This window comes from Pseudomonas sp. B414 (assembly GCF_055408445.1).
Genome location: NZ_JBUZTQ010000001.1, coordinates 240,703 through 262,661, shown reverse-complemented (window position 1 = coordinate 262,661; position 21,959 = coordinate 240,703). Strand labels below are relative to the sequence as shown.

The 21,959-nt window shown below is 60.3% G+C and carries 18 protein-coding genes; 10 read left to right on the top strand and 8 right to left on the bottom strand.

Features of this window, described 5'->3' with window-relative positions; all coding sequences use genetic code 11:
* The first annotated feature begins 4 nt into the window (after positions 1-4).
* The 6 genes from ACZRMH_RS01210 (at position 5) to ACZRMH_RS01185 (ending at position 6,672) form a co-directional block, all read left to right on the top strand.
* Entirely contained in the window at positions 5-868 is an 864-nt protein-coding gene (locus tag ACZRMH_RS01210) for a LysR family transcriptional regulator (protein WP_464011793.1), read from the top strand.
* 127 nt (positions 869-995) lie between these two features.
* Positions 996-2,072, top strand: a complete 1,077-nt coding sequence (locus ACZRMH_RS01205; protein WP_464011792.1) for a putative 2-aminoethylphosphonate ABC transporter ATP-binding protein — start codon at positions 996-998, stop codon at positions 2,070-2,072.
* 1 nt (position 2,073) lies between these two features.
* Entirely contained in the window at positions 2,074-3,798 is a 1,725-nt protein-coding gene (locus ACZRMH_RS01200) for a putative 2-aminoethylphosphonate ABC transporter permease subunit (RefSeq protein WP_464011791.1), read from the top strand.
* Between the two features lie 27 nt (positions 3,799-3,825).
* On the top strand, positions 3,826-4,848 hold the full coding sequence (locus tag ACZRMH_RS01195) for a putative 2-aminoethylphosphonate ABC transporter substrate-binding protein (RefSeq protein WP_464011790.1): 1,023 nt from the start codon (positions 3,826-3,828) through the stop codon (positions 4,846-4,848).
* Between the two features lie 139 nt (positions 4,849-4,987).
* A complete protein-coding gene (locus ACZRMH_RS01190; RefSeq protein ID WP_464011789.1) occupies positions 4,988-6,115 on the top strand; it encodes a TIGR03364 family FAD-dependent oxidoreductase in 1,128 nt (375 codons plus the stop codon).
* Positions 6,115-6,672, top strand: a complete 558-nt coding sequence (locus ACZRMH_RS01185) for a phosphonate degradation HD-domain oxygenase (protein ID WP_464011788.1) — start codon at positions 6,115-6,117, stop codon at positions 6,670-6,672. Before ACZRMH_RS01190 ends, ACZRMH_RS01185 begins: the two co-directional genes overlap by 1 nt.
* A gap of 108 nt (positions 6,673-6,780) precedes the next feature.
* On the opposite strand, the gene ACZRMH_RS01180 is transcribed toward ACZRMH_RS01185, so the two are convergent.
* Positions 6,781-8,145, bottom strand: coding sequence for a DUF3482 domain-containing protein (locus tag ACZRMH_RS01180; protein ID WP_464011787.1), 1,365 nt, complete (start codon positions 8,143-8,145; stop codon positions 6,781-6,783).
* Positions 8,138-9,520 carry a DUF2868 domain-containing protein gene (locus tag ACZRMH_RS01175; protein WP_464011786.1) on the bottom strand — a complete coding sequence of 461 codons (1,383 nt, stop codon included), beginning with the start codon at positions 9,518-9,520 and terminating at the stop codon, positions 8,138-8,140. The genes ACZRMH_RS01180 and ACZRMH_RS01175 overlap by 8 nt, the downstream gene beginning before the upstream one ends.
* 89 nt (positions 9,521-9,609) lie before the next feature.
* Between ACZRMH_RS01175 and ACZRMH_RS01170 the strand changes: the two genes are divergently transcribed.
* Positions 9,610-10,122, top strand: coding sequence for a dihydrofolate reductase (locus ACZRMH_RS01170; protein WP_464011785.1), 513 nt, complete (start codon positions 9,610-9,612; stop codon positions 10,120-10,122).
* A gap of 102 nt (positions 10,123-10,224) precedes the next feature.
* Here ACZRMH_RS01170 and ACZRMH_RS01165 read toward each other — a convergent pair whose 3' ends face one another.
* Positions 10,225-11,616, bottom strand: coding sequence for an L-cystine transporter (locus tag ACZRMH_RS01165; RefSeq protein ID WP_464011784.1), 1,392 nt, complete (start codon positions 11,614-11,616; stop codon positions 10,225-10,227).
* A 221-nt stretch (positions 11,617-11,837) separates the two neighbouring features.
* Between ACZRMH_RS01165 and ACZRMH_RS01160 the strand changes: the two genes are divergently transcribed.
* The gene (locus tag ACZRMH_RS01160; protein WP_464011783.1) at positions 11,838-12,893 is read left to right on the top strand and encodes an HAD family hydrolase; all 1,056 of its coding nucleotides are present in this window, start codon (positions 11,838-11,840) and stop codon (positions 12,891-12,893) included.
* A 138-nt stretch (positions 12,894-13,031) separates the two neighbouring features.
* Here the strand turns inward: ACZRMH_RS01160 and ilvD are convergent, their stop codons facing one another.
* Entirely contained in the window at positions 13,032-14,879 is a 1,848-nt protein-coding gene (gene ilvD / locus ACZRMH_RS01155) for a dihydroxy-acid dehydratase (protein WP_464011782.1), read from the bottom strand.
* Positions 14,880-15,260: 381 nt separating this feature from the next.
* Here ilvD and ACZRMH_RS01150 point away from each other — a divergent pair, with 381 nt between their 5' ends.
* On the top strand, positions 15,261-16,952 hold the full coding sequence (locus tag ACZRMH_RS01150; protein ID WP_464011781.1) for a DUF4153 domain-containing protein: 1,692 nt from the start codon (positions 15,261-15,263) through the stop codon (positions 16,950-16,952).
* Between the two features lie 108 nt (positions 16,953-17,060).
* Here the strand turns inward: ACZRMH_RS01150 and ACZRMH_RS01145 are convergent, their stop codons facing one another.
* A complete protein-coding gene (locus ACZRMH_RS01145; protein WP_016782615.1) occupies positions 17,061-18,257 on the bottom strand; it encodes a class I SAM-dependent rRNA methyltransferase in 1,197 nt (398 codons plus the stop codon).
* A 150-nt stretch (positions 18,258-18,407) separates the two neighbouring features.
* On the opposite strand from ACZRMH_RS01145, the gene mutM reads away from it, so the two are divergent.
* Positions 18,408-19,220, top strand: a complete 813-nt coding sequence (gene mutM / locus ACZRMH_RS01140) for a bifunctional DNA-formamidopyrimidine glycosylase/DNA-(apurinic or apyrimidinic site) lyase (protein ID WP_464011780.1) — start codon at positions 18,408-18,410, stop codon at positions 19,218-19,220.
* 140 nt (positions 19,221-19,360) lie between these two features.
* Here the strand turns inward: mutM and ACZRMH_RS01135 are convergent, their stop codons facing one another.
* The 3 genes from ACZRMH_RS01135 to ACZRMH_RS01125 all read right to left on the bottom strand — a co-directional run bounded on the left by ACZRMH_RS01135 (position 19,361) and on the right by ACZRMH_RS01125 (position 21,905).
* Complete coding sequence (locus ACZRMH_RS01135; protein WP_016782613.1) at positions 19,361-19,612, bottom strand: YfhL family 4Fe-4S dicluster ferredoxin; 252 nt, start codon at positions 19,610-19,612, stop codon at positions 19,361-19,363.
* A 99-nt stretch (positions 19,613-19,711) separates the two neighbouring features.
* Positions 19,712-20,194, bottom strand: coding sequence for a pantetheine-phosphate adenylyltransferase (gene coaD / locus ACZRMH_RS01130; RefSeq protein WP_016782612.1), 483 nt, complete (start codon positions 20,192-20,194; stop codon positions 19,712-19,714).
* Between the two features lie 115 nt (positions 20,195-20,309).
* Positions 20,310-21,905, bottom strand: a complete 1,596-nt coding sequence (locus tag ACZRMH_RS01125; protein ID WP_464011779.1) for a GMC family oxidoreductase — start codon at positions 21,903-21,905, stop codon at positions 20,310-20,312.
* Positions 21,906-21,959: the final 54 nt, after the last annotated feature.

The following is a 21,959-nucleotide window of genomic DNA, read 5'->3' as shown; positions in this document are numbered from 1 at the left end:
CGCTGTGCTGAGTGCCGAGCTGAAAGCGTTTTACCGGGTGGCCCAATTGGGCAGCATTACTCAGGCCGCAAAAAAGCTCGGGCTTAGCCAGCCGACCGTGACCACGCAGATCCGCAACCTTGAAAGCCAGTACGCGGTGGAGCTGTTCTACCGCGGTGGTCGGCGCCTGACCCTCAGCGATGACGGCGTGCGTCTGCTGCCGATGGTCAAGGCGCTGTTGCAGCAAGAAGCCGACATTGAGTTTTTTTTGCGCAACAGCGGCCAGGGCACTGGCACCTTGCGTATCGCGGCCACGGCGCCGTATTACATCCTCGATCTGGTCAAAGCCTTTCGCGAGCGTTTGCCGCAGATTGAAGTGTCGGTGGATATCGGCAATTCCCAGCAGGTACTGGAAGCGCTGGAGGAGTACCGGGTCGATATTGCCGCATCGTCGCAATTGCTCGAAGACCCACGGCTGATTCGCCGTGTGCTGGGCGCCGACCCGCTGGTGCTGGCGGTGCATCGCAATCATCCCTTGGCCAGTTTTGATCATGTGCCATTGAGTGCACTGGCCGGGCATTGTCTGTTGATGCGCGAGCAGGGCTCGACCACCCGTCAGTTGACCGAAGAGCTGCTGGAAAAGGCGGGCGTCGGTTTTGGTCCGCTGCTGGAAATCGGCAGCCGGGAATCGATCCGCGAGGCGGTGTTGCGCAATATCGGCATCAGCATCATTGCTCGCCAGGAGGTGCCTCATGACCCGCAGTTGCGGGTACTGACGCTGGAGAATGCGCCGGTGATCCATGAATACCTGTATTGCCTCAAAGAGCGGAAGGCCGCACGTTTGCCCGCAGCTTTTCTGGGGCTGGCGCAGGAAATGGCTCCGGCCTAGCTACAGGAATTCGGTAACCATCACACCCAAATCCACCAATACCACTATCGGCAGCTTTTGCCTTGCTGCCACATCTTGTACGCATTGCCTCTCTAGGATGACCCCATCTGCTTGATGAGGTGCATCCATGAACAGCTCGAACGCAACCGCTTTGACCCAACCCGGCGTGCCGATGAAGGTGCGCAATGTCAGCAAGCGCTTTGGCGCCTTTAGCGCGCTGGACAACGTCTCGCTGGACGTGGCCGCAGGTGAGTTGGTGTGCCTGCTCGGGCCCTCCGGCTGCGGCAAGACCACGCTGCTGCGCTGCATCGCCGGGCTTGAGCGTCAGGACAGCGGCGCGCTGTACCTGGGTGAGCGCGATGTATCCGAGCTTGCACCTCAAGCCCGTGACTACGGAATACTGTTCCAGTCCTACGCCCTGTTTCCCAATCTGACGGTTGAAGCCAACATCGCCTACGGCCTGGCCGGGAGCAATCGTGATGTGGTGCGCAAGCGGGTTGGCGACATGCTGGAACTGGTGGGTCTGACCGGCAGCGAAAAGAAATACCCGGGCCAGCTTTCCGGTGGCCAGCAACAGCGGGTCGCCCTGGCCCGTGCCCTGGCGCCGGCGCCATCCTTGCTGTTGCTTGACGAACCGATGTCGGCCCTCGACGCCCGGGTGCGCGAACATCTGTGTACCGAACTGCGCCAGCTGCAACGCAGCCTGGGCATCACCACCTTGATGGTGACGCATAACCAGGACGAAGCCATGCTGATGGCCGACCGTATTGCCGTGATGAACAACGGCAAGGTCGAGCAATACGCCACCCCGCAAGAAATCTACGATAAACCCGCTACCCCGTTTGTTGCCGAGTTTGTCGGCCAGGGCAACTGGCTGCCGTTCCAGCGCAGCAGCGCCAGCCATGCCCTGGTCGGCGGGATGAATATGCGTCTGGCAGACGATGCCGGGCGCGCAACCTCGGGCCGTCTGTTCTGCCGCCCCGAAGCCATCAGCGTCAACCCGGTGCTGCATCAGGAAAACCTGTTCCCGGCGCGGGTACGGGAAATCACCTTTCTCGGTAACCGCTGCCGCATGAGTTTTGAACTTAACCACTTGCCGGGTCACGCGCTGACTGCCGAAGTCGGCACCCAGGATTTGCCGCGCCTTGGCGCACCAGACATCTTTGTCGCCCTGCCGCCGGGCAGCCTGCAGGTGTTTGCCTGAGATGGCCGCTGAAATGGCCCTGCCACTGTCCGGCAAAATGCCCCGTAAAGCGTCAAGAGCGGAACTCGGTGACCGTATTTTCGTAGTCGGCGGCAAACTCCTGTTATTGCTGTTGTTGGGCGTTGCGGTGCTGATGCCGCTGCTGGCGATTTTCTGGCGCGGCTTCAGCGCCGAAGACGGCCAGGGCGGCGGTTGGGTCGCGGCCCGGGAACTGGTGACCAGCGCCAATTTCCACTGGCTGTTGGGCAATAGCCTTAAGGTTTCTCTTAGCGTGGCGGCGATTGTCGTACCGCTGGCGTATCTGTTTGCCTACGCCCTGCAACGCACCATGATCCCCGGCAAGCGCATCTGGCGTGGGCTGTCGCTGCTGCCGCTGATGGCGCCGTCGATGTTGCCGGGTATCGCACTGGTGTACCTGTTCGGTAACCAGGGCATGTTGCGCGGGCTGATTTCGGAGAATATCTATGGCTTCTGGGGCATTGTCCTCGGTGAAGCGATTTACACTTTTCCCCATGCGCTGATGATTTTGCTTTCGGCCCTGTCGCTGGCCGATGCGCGCCTGTTCGATGCGGCTTCGAGCATGGGCGCCGGACCATTCAAGGCGTTCCGCAGCATCACCTGGCCGGGCACCAAGCAAGCGGTATTCGCTGCGTTCTGTCTGGTGTTCACCCTGACCATCACCGACTTCGGTGTGCCCGTGGTGGTGGGTGGTGACTATCAAGTGCTGGCGCTGGAAGCCTACAAGGCTGTGGTCGGTCAGCAGCAATTCGGACGCGGCGCCTTGATCGGCATGGTCCTGCTGCTGCCTGCACTGTTCAGCTTCGGTGTTGATGCCTGGTTGCGCCGCCAGCATGGTGATTCCATGAGCGGCCGTGCCCAGGTGTTCAAGCCGGTGCCATCGAAGGTACGGGATCGCTGCTACCTGGCCATTGTGCTGTTGATTTGCGCCACGCTGCTGCTGGTGTTCGGCATGGCGGTGTACTCCTCGCTGGTCAAGTTCTGGCCGTACAACCTCTCGCTGTCGCTCAACCACTATCAGTTCAACGACACCGCAGGTGGTGGCTGGCTGGCCTATCGCAATAGCGTGACGATGGCGCTGTGTGCGGCGGTGATTGGCAGCGCGGTGATCTTCACCGGTGCCTATCTGATGGAAAAGAGCAAAACCCAGAAAGGCCTCAACCTGGCGCTGCGCATGCTCAGTTTTGTGCCGATGGCTGTGCCGGGGTTGGTACTGGGCCTGGGCTACGTGTTCTTTTTCAACCTGCCGGGCAACCCGCTGCATGTGCTCTACGGCACCATGACCCTATTGGTCGCCTGCACCATTGCTCACTATTTGACCACCGCACAAATGACGGCGACCACGGCCCTGCGTCAACTCGATAGTGAGTTCGAAGCCGCCGCGCTGTCACTGAAAGCGCCGCTGTATCGCCATTACTGGCGCGTCACCGTACCGATCTGCCTGCCCGCGCTGCTGGACATCATGCGTTACCTGTTTGTCTCGGCGATGACCACTGTGTCGGCGGCGATCTTCCTCTATAGCCCCGACACCATCCTGGCGGCGGTGGCAGTGCTGAATATGGACGACGCCGGCAACGTTGGCGGTGCGGCGGCCATGTCCACTTTGATTCTGTTCACCTCGGCGGGTGTGTCCCTGCTGCTGGCCTGGGCTTCGCGCGGTTTGCTGCGCCGCTCCCAGGCCTGGCGCCAGGGCGCTCCTGCTCAATAACCCACACAACCACAAAGGAACCGCACCATGTTCAAGCCACTTGCTCTTGCCGCTGCTGTCCTCACCGCTTTTAGCTTCAATGCGTTTGCTGCCAAAACCGAGCTGACCGTTTACACGGCTCTCGAAGCCGAGCAGCTGAAAACCTATAAGCAGGCTTTTGAGAAAGCCAACCCGGACGTCGAGATCAAGTGGGTGCGCGATTCCACGGGCATCATCACTGCCAAGCTGCTGGCTGAAAAAGCCCGCCCGCAAGCTGACGCCGTATGGGGGCTGGCAGCTTCCAGCCTGGCAATCCTCGATCAGCAAGGCATGCTACAAAGCTACGCGCCCAAGGACCTGGCCAAGATCGGCGGCAACTACCGCGATGCTGCCAACCCGCCTGCCTGGGTGGGGATGGACGTGTGGGCCGCGACCATTTGCTTTAACACCATCGAAGCTGAAAAACAGGGCCTGACCAAGCCGGTGAGCTGGCAGGACCTGACCAAGCCCGAGTACAAGGGCAAGATTGTCATGCCCAACCCGGCCTCTTCCGGTACCGGCTTTCTGGATGTGAGTGCGTGGTTGCAGACCTTTGGTGAGAAGCAGGGCTGGCAATTTATGGACGACTTGCATCAGAACATCGGCCAGTACGTTCACTCCGGCTCCAAGCCTTGCAAACTGGCGGCAGCGGGGGAGTTCCCGATCGGTATTTCGTTTGAATACCCGGCCGTACAGCTCAAACGCCAGGGCGCGCCGCTGGATATCGTGTTGCCAAAAGAAGGTTTGGGTTGGGAAATCGAAGCCACTGCGCTGATCAAAGGCTCGCCGCACGAAGAAGCGGCGAAAAAACTGGCTGACTTCTCCGCAAGCCCGGCGGCTATGGAGCTTTATAAAGAGAACTTCGCCGTTCTTGCCCAGCCTGGCATTGCCAAGCCGCAGACCGAACTGCCAGCGGATTATGAGCAGCGCCTGATCAAGAACGACTTCGCCTGGGCTTCGCAAAACCGCGACAGCATCCTGGCCGAGTGGCGCAAGCGCTATGACGGCAAGTCCGAGAAAGTGGCGCAGTAACTCCGGCGCTGCGAACAAACCTGTGGCAGCGGGCTTGCTCGCGATTGGTTCGCTGCGGTGCCCCAGATGCACTGCGGCGTTTGTATCGCGAGCAAGCCCGCTCCCACAAAAGAGTGAGGTTGCCTTTCAGGACATTGTTATGACTCAACCCATCCTTATCGTCGGCGCCGGCATTCTGGGCCTGTCCCATGCCTTCGCTGCTGCAAAACGCGGCCTTAAGGTGCATGTATTCGAGCGTACCGCCACGCCGCTAGGCGCTTCGGTACGTAACTTCGGCCAAGCGCTGGTCACTGGCCAGCCACCGGGGGTAATGCTCGATCTGGCCCGGGCCAGCCGCAGCATCTGGGCTGACTGGGCGCAGCGCGCCGGGTTTGATCTCAAGCGCAACGGTTCGTACCTGTTCGCTCGCACCGAAGCTGAAGAACACCTGCTCGAAGCCTTCTGCCAGGGCCGCGCCCGCGACCTTGGCTATCGCGTCGAACTGCTGCGCGGGGCGCAGATGGACGTGCTCTACGGTGGCCAATTCAGCCATCACCGTGCCGCCTTGCACGGTCTGGACGATCAGCAGGTTTACTCACGGGAAGCGATCCCGGCCCTGATCAGCTATCTGCAACGGGAGCTGGGCGTCGAGTTTCATTTTTCGACCCTGGTACGTGAGGTCGAGCCTGGTCAGGTCCACACCACAGCGGGCAGTTTCAAAGGCTCGCAGGTGATCGTGTGCTCCGGTCACGATTACCTGACGTTGCTGGCCGAGCCGCTGGCCAAACTGAACCCACGGATCTGCCGCCTGCAAATGCTGCGCGTGCGGCCCAAGGTCGACTTGAAGCTTGAGCATGCCCTGCTGACCGGCCTGAGCTGCGTGCACTACGGCGCCTTTGCCGACTTGCCGCAAGCGGCGGCGGTGCAGGCCGAAATCCTGCGCGACAGCCCGTATCTGGATGAGCATGGCATCCATCTGCTGATCAGCCCCACGCCTTACGGTGATTTGATCGTCGGCGATTCTCACGATTACAGTCGGGATCCATCGCCCTTCAGCGGTGAACAGGTTGATAACTGGATGCTGCAACTGTGCGAAGAAACCCTGGGCTGTGACGTGCAGGTGGTCGAGCGCTGGCAGGGCGTCTATGGTGCAAAAGGGGCCAAGCCGTTTACCTGGTTGCAGGTGGCGCCCGGCTTGAATGCGGCGTTGATGCACACCGGCGTGGGCATGAGCGTGGGCCCGGCGATGGCCGAGGGCAATATCGCCCGGATGCTGGAGGAGATGTGATGACACACGCACAGCAAGTGGTTGAAGAGGTTTTTGGGCTGTATCAGCAATATGGCACCGATGATTACATTGGCGAGCCGGTGTCGCAGATCGAGCATATGTCCCAGGCTGCGCAGCTGGCGCTGAATGAGGGCTGTGACGATGAAGTGGTGTTGGCGGCGTTCTTTCACGATATTGGGCACTTCTGCGTCAATGATGCGAAGAACATGGATGGTTATGGCGTAGTCAGCCATGAGCTGGTGGGCGCCAACTACCTGCGCCGTGCCGGGTTTAGCGAACGGCTGGCCAAACTGGTGGAATACCACGTGCAGGCCAAGCGATACCTGACCTTGCGCCAGCCGGGCTATTACGATTTGTTGAGCGAAGCCAGCATCCGTACCCTGGGTTATCAGGGTGGGGTGATGAGCGAGGCCGAAGCGGATGCGTTCGAGCAAGACCCTTTGTGCCAGCTCAGCCTGCGCATGCGGGTGTGGGATGAGCAGGCCAAGGAAGAGCATGTGCCGCTGATGGACCTGCAAATGCTCAAGGACAAGGCGATACGTTTGCTCGACGCCTGATCCCTGATTCTTGTGGGAGCGAGCCTGCTCGCGAAACAAACGACACGGTGCATCAGCGAACCAATCGCGAGCAGGCTCGCTCCCACAGGGAGGGGGTAGAGGTGGCGGTCATATCTGCTGGGCCAACATCTCGATCTGCTCCTGTCGCTCCGCCTGGCTCAGTTTGGGGTGCGGGTTTAGCGACGACCATTGCGGGTGCGCCCGGGCCTTGTTCAGGGCTTCGGGCAGTTTGCCTTCGCGCCAGGTCTTGTCCTGCGGGGTGGCGACCTTGATGCTGTCGACCGCCGCATGCCCTCGCGCATTCAGTGCATGCAGCAATTGCCGTTGGCGCAAGGCCAGCAGGCGCAGCACGCTGTCGTCCACCGTCAATTCGCGCTGACCCTTGAGCTTGCCCAGCAGGCGACTGCCATAACTGCGGGCGGTTTGCAGCGCGCCCCCGGCAATGGCTCCGGCCAGAGCGGCGGCACCCAGGGTCAGACCGCCGACCATCAAGTCCACACCCGCCCCGGCCGCCGCACCTGCGGCAATCCCGCTACCCACCCGTACGCCCAACTGCTTGAGGGTTTCGGGGTTGAACAGGTCATCGCCCCAACGCCCGTCGAGCAGCGGCAAGTCACTGGCCGCGGCGTCACTGGTGCGAAAGCCATACAGTTTGAGCAGGGTTTCAACGCAGCGCTGCTCACGCTGGCGAATCGCATCGCGCAGTTGGCTGATAGCCTGTTGTTCGGCAGTTTTTTCGCTGACCACACTACGGCGGCAGGCGGCGCAGTCGATCAGCAGTTCGGCGATCATGCGCAATGCGCTGTGCTTGCGGGCTTCGCGTTGCGCCTCCTGGTCATCGATCAGCCGTTGCAGTGCCCCGCGCGAATGCTCCAGCAGCAGCGCCAGGCTTTCATACAGGCGGCGCTCGCCATCTTCGGGCGGGGCCACGCTGTCAAAGCGCACCAGCGCATGCAAACCAAGGCGGGCCAGGGCTTCGCGCCACTCCGGCTCGCGGTGCTGCGGGCTGCTGACAAAGTTGAGCACCGGCAGCAGCGGCTTGCCGCAACTGGCCAGCACGCTGAGTTCGTCGCGGTACTTGGCCAGCACCGGTTCGCGGGCGTCGATCACATACAGCCCGGCGTCCGAAGCCAGCAACTGGCGCAGCACCTTGGCTTCCTGTTCAAAGCGCTGGCGTGCCTCGCTGCCTTCGAGAAAACGCGCCACCCGCGCCGGGCCATCGAGGCGTTCACCGGGGTGGTCGAGGCGCTCAAGGTAATCGAGCAGGGCGATGGCATCTTCCAGCCCCGGTGTGTCGTACAGCTCCAGCAGCGCTTCGCCGTCTACCGACAGCCGCGCCCCTTCGACATGACGGGTGGTGCTGGGGCGATGGGACACCTCACCAAAGCCGACATCCCGGGTCAGGGTGCGCAGCAATGAGGTTTTGCCGACATTGGTGTGGCCCACTACGGCCAGGGTCAGTGGCTTAGTCATGGCCTGTCTCCAGCCAGTTCAAGGGTGCGCTGGCAGCGAAGGGCAGCCCGAGTTTTTCCAGTGCGGCATGCCAGTCGCCCAGGCGGTCGGCGTCCAGCGCCTGGCCGGGTGGGGCTTGCAACAGCCATATGCGGGTATCGCGGGCACTGCGCGCCAGTTCGCCGATCAGCGCCAGGCTGCCGCGATCCGGCGAGCGGCGCGGGTCGCAGGCAATGGTCAGCCGTGCAGGGGGAAAGCGGGTCATTTGCTCCAGCAACTTTTGCCGGGATTCGCGGCTGTCGAGGATACCTGCGTCCTTCACCGTGGGGGGCAGTTTGGGTGGCCAGGGGTGCTGGTCGTCCAGCTCGATGGCGACAATCAAGGCACCATCGGTCTGCAAATCAGTGTGCCCGGCCTGCACATTGTGCAGTTGCTCCGGGGCAATATCGTTGACCCCCAGGCGTTCGCTGCTGGGCATCAGGCGTTCGCGCAACTGGCTGTAGCCGGGCAGGTTGAGGTCTAGTTGCAGGGCATTGCGTCCGCTTTTCCAGCGCCACAGGCAAAAGGCTGCCAGCAGCAGGCGCGGAATCACGCCGTAAATCAGGACCACGCCTACCAGCCACACGGCCCATGCCTGACGCACCAGTTCATTGTTATAGAGGCTGGTGTCGTTGCTGATGCGGATCATCTCCACGGTAGGCACGCTGAACCCCAGCCAGTTGGGCAGGGCGCCGAGGGCGCGAGTGGTGGCGACAAATATATCGGCTCCGAGAATCGTGGTTTCCCAGATAAAGCCGTAGCGGCGGGTGGCCATTAGCAGCAACATCATCACCAGCGCGCTGAGCATTGCCAGCAGCCATAGGCCATTGACCAGGGTACCGAGTGCCCAGCGATTGAGTTTGCGCCGTTGCAGCAACAGCAATAAGGCCGGGGCCAGTTGCGCGGCCTTGGCATCACGGGCAAATTTTTCGCTGAGCCACAACCAAAGACGCCCCAGGCTGGCGCCGTGGTCCCCGGCAAACAGCAGGCCCAATGCCCAGCTCAGCAGCAGGATCAGGTTAAGCCCGAGCAGGCTGCCCAGCGCCCAGAACACATTGACCGGGGTTTGACCGTCGCCCAGGGCGGCAAACGCAAGGCCTGCGCCACTGAGCACCGCCAGTACGGCCAGTACCAGCAGCGCCAGCCGGGCACCTTGCAGCCAGTGCTGCATGGCGCTGAGCAAACCGTCGCGCTCGGCCAGCCACAGGGCGCGGTTTTGCAGGCGTGTGGACAAGTCCCCGGCACTGCTGCGGGCACGGCGGTTGGCTTCAAGGTCGTCCAGGAGGCCTGCGTGTTCTTCGCGCAGGCGCACGGTTTCGGTCAACCAGAGGCGTTGTAATGGGGAAAGTTGAGTCACGCGACATTCCATTCAAGTGAGCCAAGAGCATAACCGCTGTTAGTCAGGCGGGGTACTGCCGGTGCGGGCGGCTCTGGTATCCTCGCGCCATGAAAAAATCACTCCCCCTTAGCCTGATCGCGGCACTCGCTGAAAACCGCGTGATTGGCGTCGACAACAGCATGCCGTGGCATTTGCCGGCGGATTTCAAATATTTCAAGGCCACCACGTTGGGCAAGCCGATCATCATGGGTCGCAAGACCTGGGATTCGCTGGGTCGCCCGCTGCCGGGTCGCTTGAACCTGGTGGTCAGTCGTCAGACCGGTTTGCAGCTCGAAGGTGCCGAGGTATTTGCTTCGCTGGAGGCCGCGGTTGAGCGTGCAGAAGAGTGGGCGCGCGAGCAGGGCGTTACTGAAGTGATGTTGATTGGCGGTGCGCAGCTGTACACCCAGGGCCTGGCGGATGCCGATCGGTTGTACCTGACGCGGGTTGGGCTGAGCCCGGAGGGTGATGCGTGGTTCCCTGAGTTCGATCAGGCTCAGTGGAAGCTGGTATCGCAAGAGCTGCATGCGGCGGTGGATGACAAACCGGCGTTCAGCTTTGAGGTGTGGGAAAGGGTTTAAGGTCAAGAGCCCCTCACCACCCCTCTCCCGGAGGGAGAGGGGACTAAAGTCAAAAGCAGATCTTTGCACCGCCACTAATTGGCTTGGGCTGAGGGCAAGCTTTTAAGCGTGCGCCAGATCACCATGATCGTCTTCAGCCAGAATGGCCTTGTCGGTCTGGTGCAGGATCTGGCTGGTCACGGTACCGGCCACCATTGAACCGCTGACGTTCAGTGCCGTGCGGCCCATGTCGATCAACGGCTCGACCGAGATCAGCAACGCCACCAGCGACACCGGCAAGCCCATCGCAGGCAATACGATCAGTGCAGCGAAGGTTGCACCACCACCAACACCGGCCACGCCCACCGAACTCAAGGTCACGATGGCCACCAGCGATGCGATCCACACCGGGTCCAGCGGGTTGATGCCGACGGTCGGGGCAACCATCACCGCCAGCATGGCCGGGTACAGACCGGCACAGCCGTTCTGGCCAATAGTGGCGCCAAACGAAGCAGCAAAACTGGCAATGGAAGACGGTATGCCCAGGCGGCGGGTTTGCGCTTCGATGCTCAGCGGGATGCTGGCGGCGCTGGAGCGGCTGGTGAAAGCAAAGGTCAGAACCGGCCATACCTTGCGGAAGAAACGCAGCGGGTTAACTCCGGAGAACGACAGAATCACGCCGTGAATCACAAACATCAGCGCCAGGGCGATGTAGGACACCACCACAAAACTGCCGAGTTTGATGATGTCCTGCACGTTGGACATGGCAACCACTTTGGTCATCAGGGCCAGCACGCCGTACGGGGTCAGTTTCATTACCAGGCGCACCAGACGCATCACCCAGGCTTGCAGGGTGTCGATGGCGCTGAGGATCTTGCCGCCTTTTTCTGGCTCGTCCTTGAACAGTTGCAGTGCGGCTATGCCCAGGAACGCAGCGAAAATCACCACGCTGATGATCGACGTCGGCTTGGCGCGAGCCAGGTCGGCAAACGGGTTTTGCGGGATAAACGACAGCAGCAGTTGCGGCACGTTGAGGTCCGAAACCTTGCCCACGTAGTCGCTCTGGATCACTTGCAGACGGCTCATTTCCGCAGCGCCGGCCACCAGGCCATCGGCGGTGAGGCCGAACAGGTTGGTCAGGCCGATACCGACCAGTGCCGCGATCATGGTTGTGAACAGCAGCGTGCCGATAGTCAGGAAGCTGATCTTGCCCAGGGATGAAGCATTATGCAGGCGCGCCACAGCACTGAGGATCGAGGCGAACACCAGCGGGATCACGATCATTTGCAGCAATTGCACATAGCCGCTGCCGACCAGATCGAACCAGCCGATGGAGGCTTTCAGGGTTGGGCTGTCTGCGCCGTAGGTCAGGTGCAGGCACAGGCCGAAAACTACGCCGAGAACCAGCGCCAGCAGGACTTTTTTCGCCAGGCTCCACGCGGTGTGGCGGGTCAGCGACAGGCCGAACAGCAACGCGAGGAACACCAGCAGATTGAGGATCAGCGGGAAATTCATGAAAGCTCCGAGGGGCGACTTGTACCAGTCTTAGGATGTAACAATTTCGAACCGGAAATGCTAACAGGTTGATATAGCTAGAAATATACCGATGTGGAATGACTACCTTGGTTTTTGGAATAAGGCGCTGTGGCGCATTCAGGACGTTGGCAGTCGTGCCCAAGTCAAAAACTGTCATGCAGGTTTGTTAGCGTCGATGCCTTTGACGAGGAGCATAGCTGATGAAACTGACCGCCAAGTTGATCGCTGCAACCCTGTGTCTGGGCCTTACGGGGCAGGCGCTGGCCACGGAACTCAAGCACTGGCCCGCCGAGCAGGCCAAACAACTGGAGGCGATGATCGCCGCCAACGCGAACAAGGGTAACTTCGCGGTCTTTGACATGGACAACACCAGCTATCGCAACGATCTGGAAGAAGCATTGCTGCCCTTTATGGAAAACAAGGGCCTGATCACCCGTGACAGCCTCGACCCTTCACTCAAGCTGATCCCGTTCAAGGACACTGCCGACCATAAGGAAAGCCTGTTCAGCTACTACTACCGCCTGTGCGAAGTCGACGACATGGTCTGCTATCCGTGGGTGGCCCAGGTCTTCTCCGGTTTCACCCTGCAACAGCTCAAGGGCTATGTGGATGAGTTGATGGCCTCGGGCAAGCCGGTGCCGGTCACTTACTTCGAGGGTGATGTGGTCAAGAGCTCCGAGGTGCAGCCACCGAAGGTGTTTACCGGTCAGGTCGAGCTGTTCAACAAGCTGATGGAGAGCGGCATCGAGGTCTATGTGATGACCGCTGCATCGGAAGAACTGGTACGTATGGTCGCGGCCGATCCCAAGTATGGCTACAACGTCAAACCGCAGAACGTGATTGGCGTGACCACCTTGCTCAAGGACCGTAAAACCGGGGAACTGACCACTGCTCGTAAACAGATCAGTGCCGGCACCTACAACGAAAAAGCCAACCTTGGGCTGGAGCTGACGCCGTATCTGTGGACCCCGGCGACCTGGATGGCGGGCAAGCAGGCGGCGATTCTGACCTATATTGATCAGTGGAAAAAACCGGTGCTGGTGGGTGGGGATACGCCGTCCAGTGATGGCTACATGCTGTTTCACGGCGTGGACGTGGCCAAGGGTGGGGTGCACTTGTGGGTTAACCGCAAGGACAAATACATGGCGCAGCTGGAAGGCATGATGGCCAAGAACGCGGCGGCGCAGGCCAAGGAAGGGTTGCCGGTGACGGCGGATAAGAACTGGGTGATCGTTAAACCGGATCAGATTCAGTAGCCGGTTAAATCAACAACCCCTGTATTAATGGCCCCTGTGGGAGCGGGCTTGCTCGCGATGGTATCGACGCGGTGTTTCTGATTAACCGAGGCGATCCCATCGCGAGCAAGCCCACTCCCACAGAAGGGGCATATTGGCTTACGGCACCAACTTGTCCAGCAGAGCTTTATCACGCACAGCACCCTTGTCGGCGCTGGTGGCCAGCAAGGCGTAGGCCTTGAGGGCGGTGGTGACTTTGCGTGGGCGCAGTTCGACCGGTTTCCAGCCTTTCTTGTCCTGCGCAGCGCGGCGAGCGGCCATTTCTTCGTCGCTGATCAACAGGTTGATCGAGCGGTTCGGAATGTCGATCAGCACTTTGTCGCCGTCCTGCACCAGACCAATCGCACCGCCCGCTGCTGCTTCCGGCGAAGCATGGCCGATGGACAGGCCCGAAGTACCGCCCGAGAAACGGCCGTCGGTGAGCAAGGCACAGGCTTTGCCCAGACCCTTGGATTTCAGGTAGGACGTCGGGTAGAGCATTTCTTGCATGCCCGGCCCGCCTTTCGGGCCTTCGTAGCGGATGATCACGATATCGCCAGCCTGCACTTCGTCCGCCAGAATGCCGCGCACGGCACTGTCCTGGCTTTCGAAGATCTTGGCGTTGCCTTCGAACACGTGGATCGACTCGTCAACACCGGCAGTTTTTACCACGCAACCATCCAGCGCGATGTTGCCGTACAGCACGGCCAGGCCACCTTCTTGCGAATAGGCGTGCTCGACACTGCGGATACAGCCGTTTTCACGGTCGTCGTCCAGGGTTTCCCAGCGGGTCGACTGGCTGAACGCGGTTTGCGTCGGGATACCGGCCGGGCCTGCCTTGAAGAAGGTGTGCACGGCTTCGTCGTCAGTCTGGGTGATGTCCCATTTGGCGATGCCTTCGGCCATGGTTTTGCTGTGTACGGTTGGCAGCTCGGTGTGCAGCAGGCCGCCGCGGGCCAGCGAGCCGAGAATGGAGAAAATGCCACCAGCGCGGTGCACGTCTTCCATATGGTATTTCTGGATATTCGGCGCCACTTTGCACAGTTGCGGTACATGGCGTGACAGACGGTCGATGTCTTTAAGGTCAAAGTCGATTTCGGCCTCTTGGGCCGCCGCCAGCAAATGCAGGATGGTGTTGGTCGAGCCGCCCATGGCGATGTCCAGCGTCATGGCGTTTTCGAACGCCTTGAAGTTGGCGATATTGCGCGGCAATACCGACTCATCGTTCTCGACGTAGTACTGGCGGCACAGGTCGACGATGGTGCGGCCAGCCTGCAGGAACAGTTGCTCGCGGTCGCTGTGGGTGGCCAGTGCCGAGCCGTTGCCCGGCAGGGCCAGGCCCAGGGCTTCGGTCAGGCAGTTCATCGAGTTGGCGGTGAACATGCCGGAGCACGAACCGCAGGTCGGGCAAGCGCTGCGCTCGTACTCGGCAACCTTCTCGTCAGAAGCGCTGGAGTCGGCGGCGATGACCATGGCGTCTACCAGGTCCAGACCGTGGCTGGCGAGTTTGGTCTTGCCAGCCTCCATCGGCCCGCCGGAAACGAAGATCACCGGGATGTTGAGGCGTAACGAAGCCATCAGCATGCCAGGGGTGATCTTGTCGCAGTTGGAGATACACACAATGGCGTCAGCGCAGTGGGCGTTGACCATGTACTCCACGGAGTCGGCGATGATCTCGCGGCTCGGCAGTGAATACAGCATGCCGTCATGGCCCATGGCGATGCCGTCGTCCACGGCAATGGTGTTGAATTCCTTGGCAACGCCGCCGGCGCGTTCGATCTCGCGGGCAACCAGTTGGCCCATGTCTTTCAGATGGACGTGGCCGGGTACGAACTGGGTAAAGGAGTTGGCAATGGCGATGATCGGCTTCTTGAAGTCGGCATCTTTCATCCCCGTGGCGCGCCACAATGCGCGGGCACCGGCCATATTGCGGCCGTGGGTGGAGGTTTTTGAACGATAGTCAGGCATGGAACAACTCCGGGCGGCTAATCAGGTAACAAACAGGGAAGTGAGCTTCTAATAACTGAGGGACCACACAGAAAATGACCACGTGTCCGAAAGCTGCCTTGAGCGCTGCGGGATCGCCGCGCGCCTGGGCCTGAGCTCATAAACCCGCCGGGGATGATTGGCGATGAATAGGTCGATTCTACACGGCTGGCGGCCGGAGGGAATGGGCCTGAGGGTTGCAGCAGGGTACAAATGAGCGACTCGGGATAATGCAGGGGTCGATGAGTTCTAGTAAGGCAGGGGCTACTTTTGTGTGGGAAAGAACTATTTTTTACAGGTGGCAGGATCATTTAATGGGAAACAAGCAATAGTGAGCGAATGGTTTTTCAGTGAGGGCTCCAAATGCTGACGCTTGAGCGATCCGTCATAACGTATCTGGCCATCGGTCTGGTGCAAGGCCTGTTGCTGTGGCTGGCTACGTCAATGGGCGATCCCGGGGTGTGGTATGCGCTGATTACAGCAGTGCTGGTGGGCGGTATTAACCTGTTGTTGCTCGGCGAGAATATTCGCCAGCACGGCGTCGTATGGCTGGTGCTCGGGCTCACGGCAGTCATGACGGCAATCAGCTCGTGGGTGTTTTGGGACGGCGATGAGTATTGGCGCTCCGGCAGCTGGCTGGTGGGCAGCTGGAGCTTCTTTGCCGTAGTCGTTACCTATGTGTGCACGGTTTTTATTCTGAGCTGGCCTACCCGAGAAGGGCGTTATCCGCGTTACGAAGACCTGTTCCGGCATGCCTGGGATACGGTTTTTATCGTCATGCTGGGCCTGCTGTTGAACGGCGTGTTCTGGGCATTGCTGCTGCTGTGGGGCGGGCTGTTCAAGATGCTCGGCATCGTGGCGCTCAACAAGCTGTTCGCAACCGACGGGTTTATGTGTGTCAGTTCGGCAATGGTCTTTGCCCTGGGCGTGCATATGGGCCGCGAAAAGGACCGGGTTATCGGCCTGCTACGGGGGATTTTGCTGGCGCTGTGCCGCTTTTTGCTGCCGTTGAGTGCGCTGATTGTCATTGTGTTCACTTTCGCCTTGCCCTTTACCGGGTTGGAACCGATCTGGGATACCGGTTATTCGACGCCGATCATGCTGTGGCTGGTGGCGGCCAATCTGTTTTTGCTCAATGGCGTGTTTCAGGATGGCACCCAGGGCAGTGGTTATCCGGCCTGGCTGGTGCGGGTCATCGACCTGTGTCTGTTGTGCTTACCGGTGCTGGTGGTGTTGGCGGGGTATTCGACCTGGCTGCGTATCGAGCAGTACGGCCTGACCCCGTCGCGGATTCTGGCCATGGTGCTGGTGCTGGTGATTTTTGTTCACAGCCTGGCAGCGGTTTGGGCCGTGTTTGCCTCCAGGGCTATCTGGCTGGGCAGCTTGCGCGCCAGCAATCCGCTGATTGCGCTGCTGTGTGTGGTGATCCTGCTGGGGCTGCATACGCCGTGGTTCAGTCCACTTAAGCTGAGTGCGAACAATCAGGTGCAGCGCCTGCTCAGCGGCAAGACGGCGGTGGATACCTTTGATGCAGATACCTTGCGCAATCGTCTCGGGCCACAGGGCAAGCAGGCGTATGACGCGCTGTTGGCGCAAGTCGAGCAGGGGGTGGTGCTGACCGAGCCGGGGCGGCAAGTGTTGCTGAAACGACTTAAGGAAGTGGGTACTGGCAATGGTCCCAGAGGGTCCGAGCGGTTGCTGGAATGGATCGGGCCCAAGGTCGAGGGTAGCGAGCAGTTTGAGGACAAGGGGTTTGACGGGCAGTTGTGCCTGACGCCGGGTTGCGCCCTGTGGGCCGTGGATCTGGATCAGGACGGGCAGCCGGAGGTGCTGCAATTACCCAAGAACAAGTGGTCTGAACCGCTGCACTTCTTCAAGCGTGATGCCCAGGGTAAATGGCGCAGAGCCGGGACATATGTGGGCGGCGAGAATTCGCTGGAGCTGATTGATCAGATCCGTGAAGGGAAGGTGAAGGTGGTGAAGCCGAGTTATCAATCGCTGCAGATTGGCGAAGTTGAGCTGACGCCGAGGCTGGAGAAACCTCACAAGCCCTGACCTGCTCTGTAGTCGCTGCCGCAGGCTGCGAGGGATTGCGCAGAACCTTAAGGAAACGGGTTGCTTCGCAACCCTTCGCAGCCTGCGGCAGCGACTACAGATTTTTACTTAGCTGTTAGGCAGCAAACGGCAGGTGATGCTCTTGATGTAGCGTGTTTCCGGGATGGCCGGGTGTACCGGGTGGTCCGGGCCCTGGCCGCCGCGCTCCAGCAACTGCATGTTGCGGTCCAGATGGCGGGCGCTGGTCAGCAGGATGTTTTGCAGGTCGTCTTCTGGCAGGTGCATCGAGCACGATGCGCTGACCAGAATGCCGTCCTTATTGAGCAGGCGCATGGCTTGCTCGTTCAGGCGGCGGTAGGCGCCTTCGCCGTTTTTCAGGTCTTTCTTGCGTTTGATAAAAGCCGGCGGGTCAGCCACGATCACGTCGAAACGCTCTTCGTTGGCTTTGAGCTCTTTAAGAGCTTCGAACACATCGCCTTCCATGCAGGTAACTTTCTCGGCAAAGCCGTTCAACGCAGCATTGCGCTCAACACCGTCGAGGGCGAAGGACGAAGCGTCGACGCAGAACACTTCGCTGGCGCCAAAGGCACCGGCCTGGATGCCCCAGCCGCCGATGTAGCTGTACAGGTCCAGTACGCGCTTACCCTTGACGTAAGGGGCCAGGCGGGCGCGGTTCATGCGGTGGTCATAGAACCAGCCGGTTTTCTGCCCGGCGATCACCGGTGCTTCAAACTTCACGCCGTTCTCTTCCAGGGAAACCCACTCCGGCACCAGGCCGAAGACGGTCTCAACATAACGCTCAAGGCCTTCGGCATCACGGGCAGCCGAGTCGTTCTTGAACAGGATGCCGCTTGGCTTGATCACTTGCACCAGGGCCGCGATCACGTCGTCTTTGTGCTGCTCCATGGTGGCTGAGGCCAGCTGAACCACGAGGATATCGCCAAAACGGTCGACAACCAGGCCCGGCATCAGGTCGGAATCGCCGTACACCAGGCGGTAGTAAGGCTTGTCGAACAGGCGCTCGCGCAGGGACAAGGCCACGTTCAGGCGGTGTACCAGCAGCGACTTGTCCAGTGGCAGCTTGATGTCGCGTGACAGCAGTCGGGCGCAGATCAGGTTGTTGGGGCTCATGGCAACGATGCCCAGCGGCTTGCCGCCGGCGGTTTCGAGTACCGCTTGGTCGCCGGCCTTAAAACCGTTAAGCGGTGTGGCGGCTACATCGATTTCGTTGCTGTAGACCCACAAGTGGCCGGCGCGCAGGCGTCGATCGGCATTGGCTTTAAGGCGCAGGCTTGGCAGGGACATGACGTCGCTCCGGGTATTGAAAAGGGCGCGATTATAGCCTTAGACACAACCCTGAGGTTTGGCTGATTCACCGCATTGCGTCGGATCACGGAGCCAGTGGCGCAGAAATTTCCGCTAGAATCGCCAGCTATTCCAGAGTACGGAGCCCCCATGCCTGAATTACCTGAAGTCGAAACCACCCGCCGCGGCATCGCCCCGCACCTTGAGGGGCAGCGGGTCAGTCGGGTGATTGTGCGCGAGCGTCGTTTGCGTTGGCCGATCCCCGAAGACCTTGATGTGCGCCTGTCCGGGCAACGCATTGTGCTGGTCGAGCGGCGGGCCAAATATCTGCTGATCAATGCCGAGGTCGGCACGCTGATCAGCCATCTGGGGATGTCGGGCAACCTGCGGCTGGTGGAGGCAGGGTTGCCTGCCGCCAAGCACGAACATGTGGATATCGAACTGGAGTCCGGGCTGGCCTTGCGCTACACCGACCCGCGCCGGTTTGGAGCGATGCTCTGGAGCCTGGACCCGCTGAATCACGAACTGCTGGTACGCCTGGGGCCGGAGCCGCTGACCGACCTGTTTGATGGCGATCGTCTGTTTCAGCTGTCGCGCAAACGGTCGATGGCGGTCAAGCCGTTCATCATGGACAACGCCGTGGTGGTGGGGGTGGGCAATATTTACGCGACTGAAGCGCTGTTTGCCGCCGGCATTGATCCGCGCCGCGCCGCCGGAAGCATTTCCCGGGCGCGCTATTTAAAGCTGGCGATTGAAATCAAGCGGATTCTGGCTGCCGCCATTGAGCGTGGCGGTACCACCCTGCGCGACTTTATCGGTGGCGATGGCCAGCCCGGTTACTTCCAGCAGGAGCTATTTGTGTACGGGCGTGGTTATGAACCGTGCAAGGTCTGCGGTACCGAGCTGCGTGACGTCAAGCTGGGCCAGCGCGCGAGCGTGTTTTGCCCGCGTTGCCAGAAGTAGCCGCATGTGATGTGGTAAAGCTAATGTGGGAGCGGGCTTGTTCGCGATGCTGACGACGCGGTCTGTCAGGCAAATTGCAGTGATGCAATCGCGAGCAAGCCCGCTCCCACAAACGCCGCAAAGCTGTTCTGATAGCCGAATCAGGCCTTGCCGGTAATCGCCCGGTACTTTTCCATCAGCTGTTCTTCGGTTTCCGGGTGGGCTTCATCCAGCGGGATGCAGTCAACCGGGCAAACCTGCTGGCATTGCGGCTCGTCGTAATGGCCGACGCACTGGGTGCACAGGTTGGGATCGATCACATAGATCTCTTCGCCCTGGGAAATGGCAGCGTTCGGACACTCGGGTTCGCAGACGTCGCAGTTAATGCAATCGTCGGTGATGATCAGGGACATGGGTACTCCGGCCGGGGCGCTCGGCCCGGGCAACTGAAATCGAATGCGTCAATTGTGCCGCATTGGCGCCCGCAGTGCACGCGGGCGCCGCTTCAGTGGTCATTTCTTGCGAAAACGCTCGGTCAGGGCATCGGCTACAACCGGGTGCACAAACTTGGTGATATCGCCGCCTAATGCTGCGATTTCCCGCACCAATGTCGACGATATAAACGAATAACGCTCTGACGGCGTGAGGAACAGGCTCTCGACATCGGGTGCCAGTTGGCGGTTCATGTTCGCCAGCTGAAACTCGTACTCGAAGTCCGACACGGCGCGCAGGCCACGCAGAAACACATTGGCATTCTGTTCTTTGGCAAAGTGCGCGAGCAGCGTCGAGAAACCGACCACCTCAACATTGGGCAGGTGTTTGGTGACTTCACGAGCCAGCTCCACACGCTGTTCCAGAGGGAATAGCGGGTTTTTCTTGGTGCTGGCAGCGACAGCAATGATCACGTGATCGAACAGGCGCGAAGCGCGTTCGACCAGATCGCCATGGCCCTTGGTAATAGGGTCGAATGTACCTGGGTACAACACTCGGTTCATCGCGTCGTCCTGGCGGGAATCCGTTGGGGAGTCGGATGGTATCGCAGCATTCCCGGTCGGCCAAGTCGCCATTCGCAGAAGAAAGCACTATAGACGCGACGAAATAACTGCTTTTTCATGAATTTTTCAGGCGTTCAGCCAGTAGCGTTGCGAGTTTTGCCGTCAGACCGTACACCGACAATTGTGGGTTGGCGCCAATGCTGGTGGGGAATAACGAGCCATCGTGGATAGATAGATTGCGCAATTGATGATGTCGCCCGAGGCTATCGGTGACAGCCATTTGCGAATTTTCCCCCATCGTACATCCACCCATGACATGGGCACTGGCCAGACGGGTTCGATACAACTCAAGGCTCAAACTGTCGATCAGGTAACGGGTTTCGCGCAGGCCGGTTTTGTAACCGGCATCACTGTGCAGCGGCATGACTGCGCTGGCGCCGGCGGCGAACTGGATTTCGGCCATGCTGTGAAAGGCCCGTTTGAGGCCCTCCCAGCCATAGGGTGTGAGGCTGTAATCGAGCACGGGCGTGTCATCGTTGCGCAATTGCACATTGCCACCAGGGCTGTCGGGGTGAAAACCGTCGCGCATCAGGGCCAGCATCATATGGGTGTTGGGCAATTGCGCCATTTGTGCGGCGCTTTCCTGGCCAAAACCGGCAAACAGGGTGGCGGCCAGGGCCGGGTGTAATGGGGGGACTTCGAGTTTGTAGCCCATGGGCCCTGTGGCGCCGTCTTTCCATTGAAAATGGTCGGAGTAGATCGACTGCGGTGCACCGTAAAAAGGGTTAATGGCAGCAGGGAATTGCGCAGCCGAGAAGTTGACCAGATGCAGAAACGTCCGCTTGCCTAGTCGTTTGTGCGGGTCGGGTGCATCGGAGCGCATCAGTAGGCCGGGGGTATTGATGCCGCCGCCCGCTAGCACGTAATGGCGGGCTTTGACCGTTATCTTGTGGCCAGTGGGCGCTACGCAACGGCTATCCATGGCCTGGCACTCCAGGCCGCTGATCTGCTCACCAGTGATCAATAACCGCCAGGCGCGGGCCAGATAGAGCAACTCGCCGCCTTTTTCGAGGGTGGCGGGGATGGTGGTGACCAGCATCGATTGCTTGGCATTGGTCGGGCAGCCCATGCCGCAATAGCCCAGGTTCCAGCAGCCGCGCACATTACGCGGGATCACATTCCAGCTGTAGCCGAGCTTTTCGCAGCCATTGCGGATCACTTCGTTGTTGGCGTTGGGCGGGACTTGCCAGGGCGCGACGCCCAGGCGCTGCTCCATTTGCTCGAACCAGGGGGCCATTTGCTCTGGGCTATGGCCCTCGACGGCGTGCTCGCGGGCCCAGTGTTCCAGAGTTGGTGCCGGAGTGCGAAAGCTTGAGGTCCAGTTGACCAGCGTCGTGCCGCCCACGGCCCGGCCTTGCAGAATGCTGATGGCGCCGTCTTTGCTCATGCGCCCGACGCCTTCTTGATAGAGGCTGGCGTAGGCCTCGTCTTCGAGCAATTTGAAATCGCTGCTGGTCTTGAGCGGGCCTTCTTCGATTAGTAAAACCTTGTAGCCTGCTGCGCTGAGTATCTCAGCTGTGGTGCCGCCGCCCGCGCCACTGCCGATAATGGCGACGTCAGTTTCCAGGGTCAGGTCGCTGTCGAGTTGCGAGCCATCATGGACTTTCCAGCCTTTGGCCAGGCCTTCGCGAAACGGGTCAGGTACGGGCATAGGTGGTTCTCGATGGGCGAACGATAGGTTTTTGTGGGAGCGAGTTTGCTCGCG

What these genes read in the sequence shown, in the direction of transcription:
- ACZRMH_RS01205 (WP_464011792.1), top strand. Translation starts at nt 996, where the DNA reads ATGAACAGCTCGAACGCAACCGCTTTGACCCAACCCGGCGTGCCGATG.
- ACZRMH_RS01200 (WP_464011791.1), top strand. Translation starts at nt 2,074, where the DNA reads ATGGCCGCTGAAATGGCCCTGCCACTGTCCGGCAAAATGCCCCGTAAA.
- ACZRMH_RS01195 (WP_464011790.1), top strand. Translation starts at nt 3,826, where the DNA reads ATGTTCAAGCCACTTGCTCTTGCCGCTGCTGTCCTCACCGCTTTTAGC.
- ACZRMH_RS01190 (WP_464011789.1), top strand. Translation starts at nt 4,988, where the DNA reads ATGACTCAACCCATCCTTATCGTCGGCGCCGGCATTCTGGGCCTGTCC.
- ACZRMH_RS01185 (WP_464011788.1), top strand. Translation starts at nt 6,115, where the DNA reads ATGACACACGCACAGCAAGTGGTTGAAGAGGTTTTTGGGCTGTATCAG.
- ACZRMH_RS01180 (WP_464011787.1), bottom strand. Translation starts at nt 8,145, where the DNA reads ATGACTAAGCCACTGACCCTGGCCGTAGTGGGCCACACCAATGTCGGC.
- ACZRMH_RS01170 (WP_464011785.1), top strand. Translation starts at nt 9,610, where the DNA reads ATGAAAAAATCACTCCCCCTTAGCCTGATCGCGGCACTCGCTGAAAAC.
- ACZRMH_RS01165 (WP_464011784.1), bottom strand. Translation starts at nt 11,616, where the DNA reads ATGAATTTCCCGCTGATCCTCAATCTGCTGGTGTTCCTCGCGTTGCTG.
- ACZRMH_RS01160 (WP_464011783.1), top strand. Translation starts at nt 11,838, where the DNA reads ATGAAACTGACCGCCAAGTTGATCGCTGCAACCCTGTGTCTGGGCCTT.
- ilvD (WP_464011782.1), bottom strand. Translation starts at nt 14,879, where the DNA reads ATGCCTGACTATCGTTCAAAAACCTCCACCCACGGCCGCAATATGGCC.
- ACZRMH_RS01150 (WP_464011781.1), top strand. Translation starts at nt 15,261, where the DNA reads ATGCTGACGCTTGAGCGATCCGTCATAACGTATCTGGCCATCGGTCTG.
- ACZRMH_RS01145 (WP_016782615.1), bottom strand. Translation starts at nt 18,257, where the DNA reads ATGTCCCTGCCAAGCCTGCGCCTTAAAGCCAATGCCGATCGACGCCTG.
- mutM (WP_464011780.1), top strand. Translation starts at nt 18,408, where the DNA reads ATGCCTGAATTACCTGAAGTCGAAACCACCCGCCGCGGCATCGCCCCG.
- ACZRMH_RS01135 (WP_016782613.1), bottom strand. Translation starts at nt 19,612, where the DNA reads ATGTCCCTGATCATCACCGACGATTGCATTAACTGCGACGTCTGCGAA.
- coaD (WP_016782612.1), bottom strand. Translation starts at nt 20,194, where the DNA reads ATGAACCGAGTGTTGTACCCAGGTACATTCGACCCTATTACCAAGGGC.
- ACZRMH_RS01125 (WP_464011779.1), bottom strand. Translation starts at nt 21,905, where the DNA reads ATGCCCGTACCTGACCCGTTTCGCGAAGGCCTGGCCAAAGGCTGGAAA.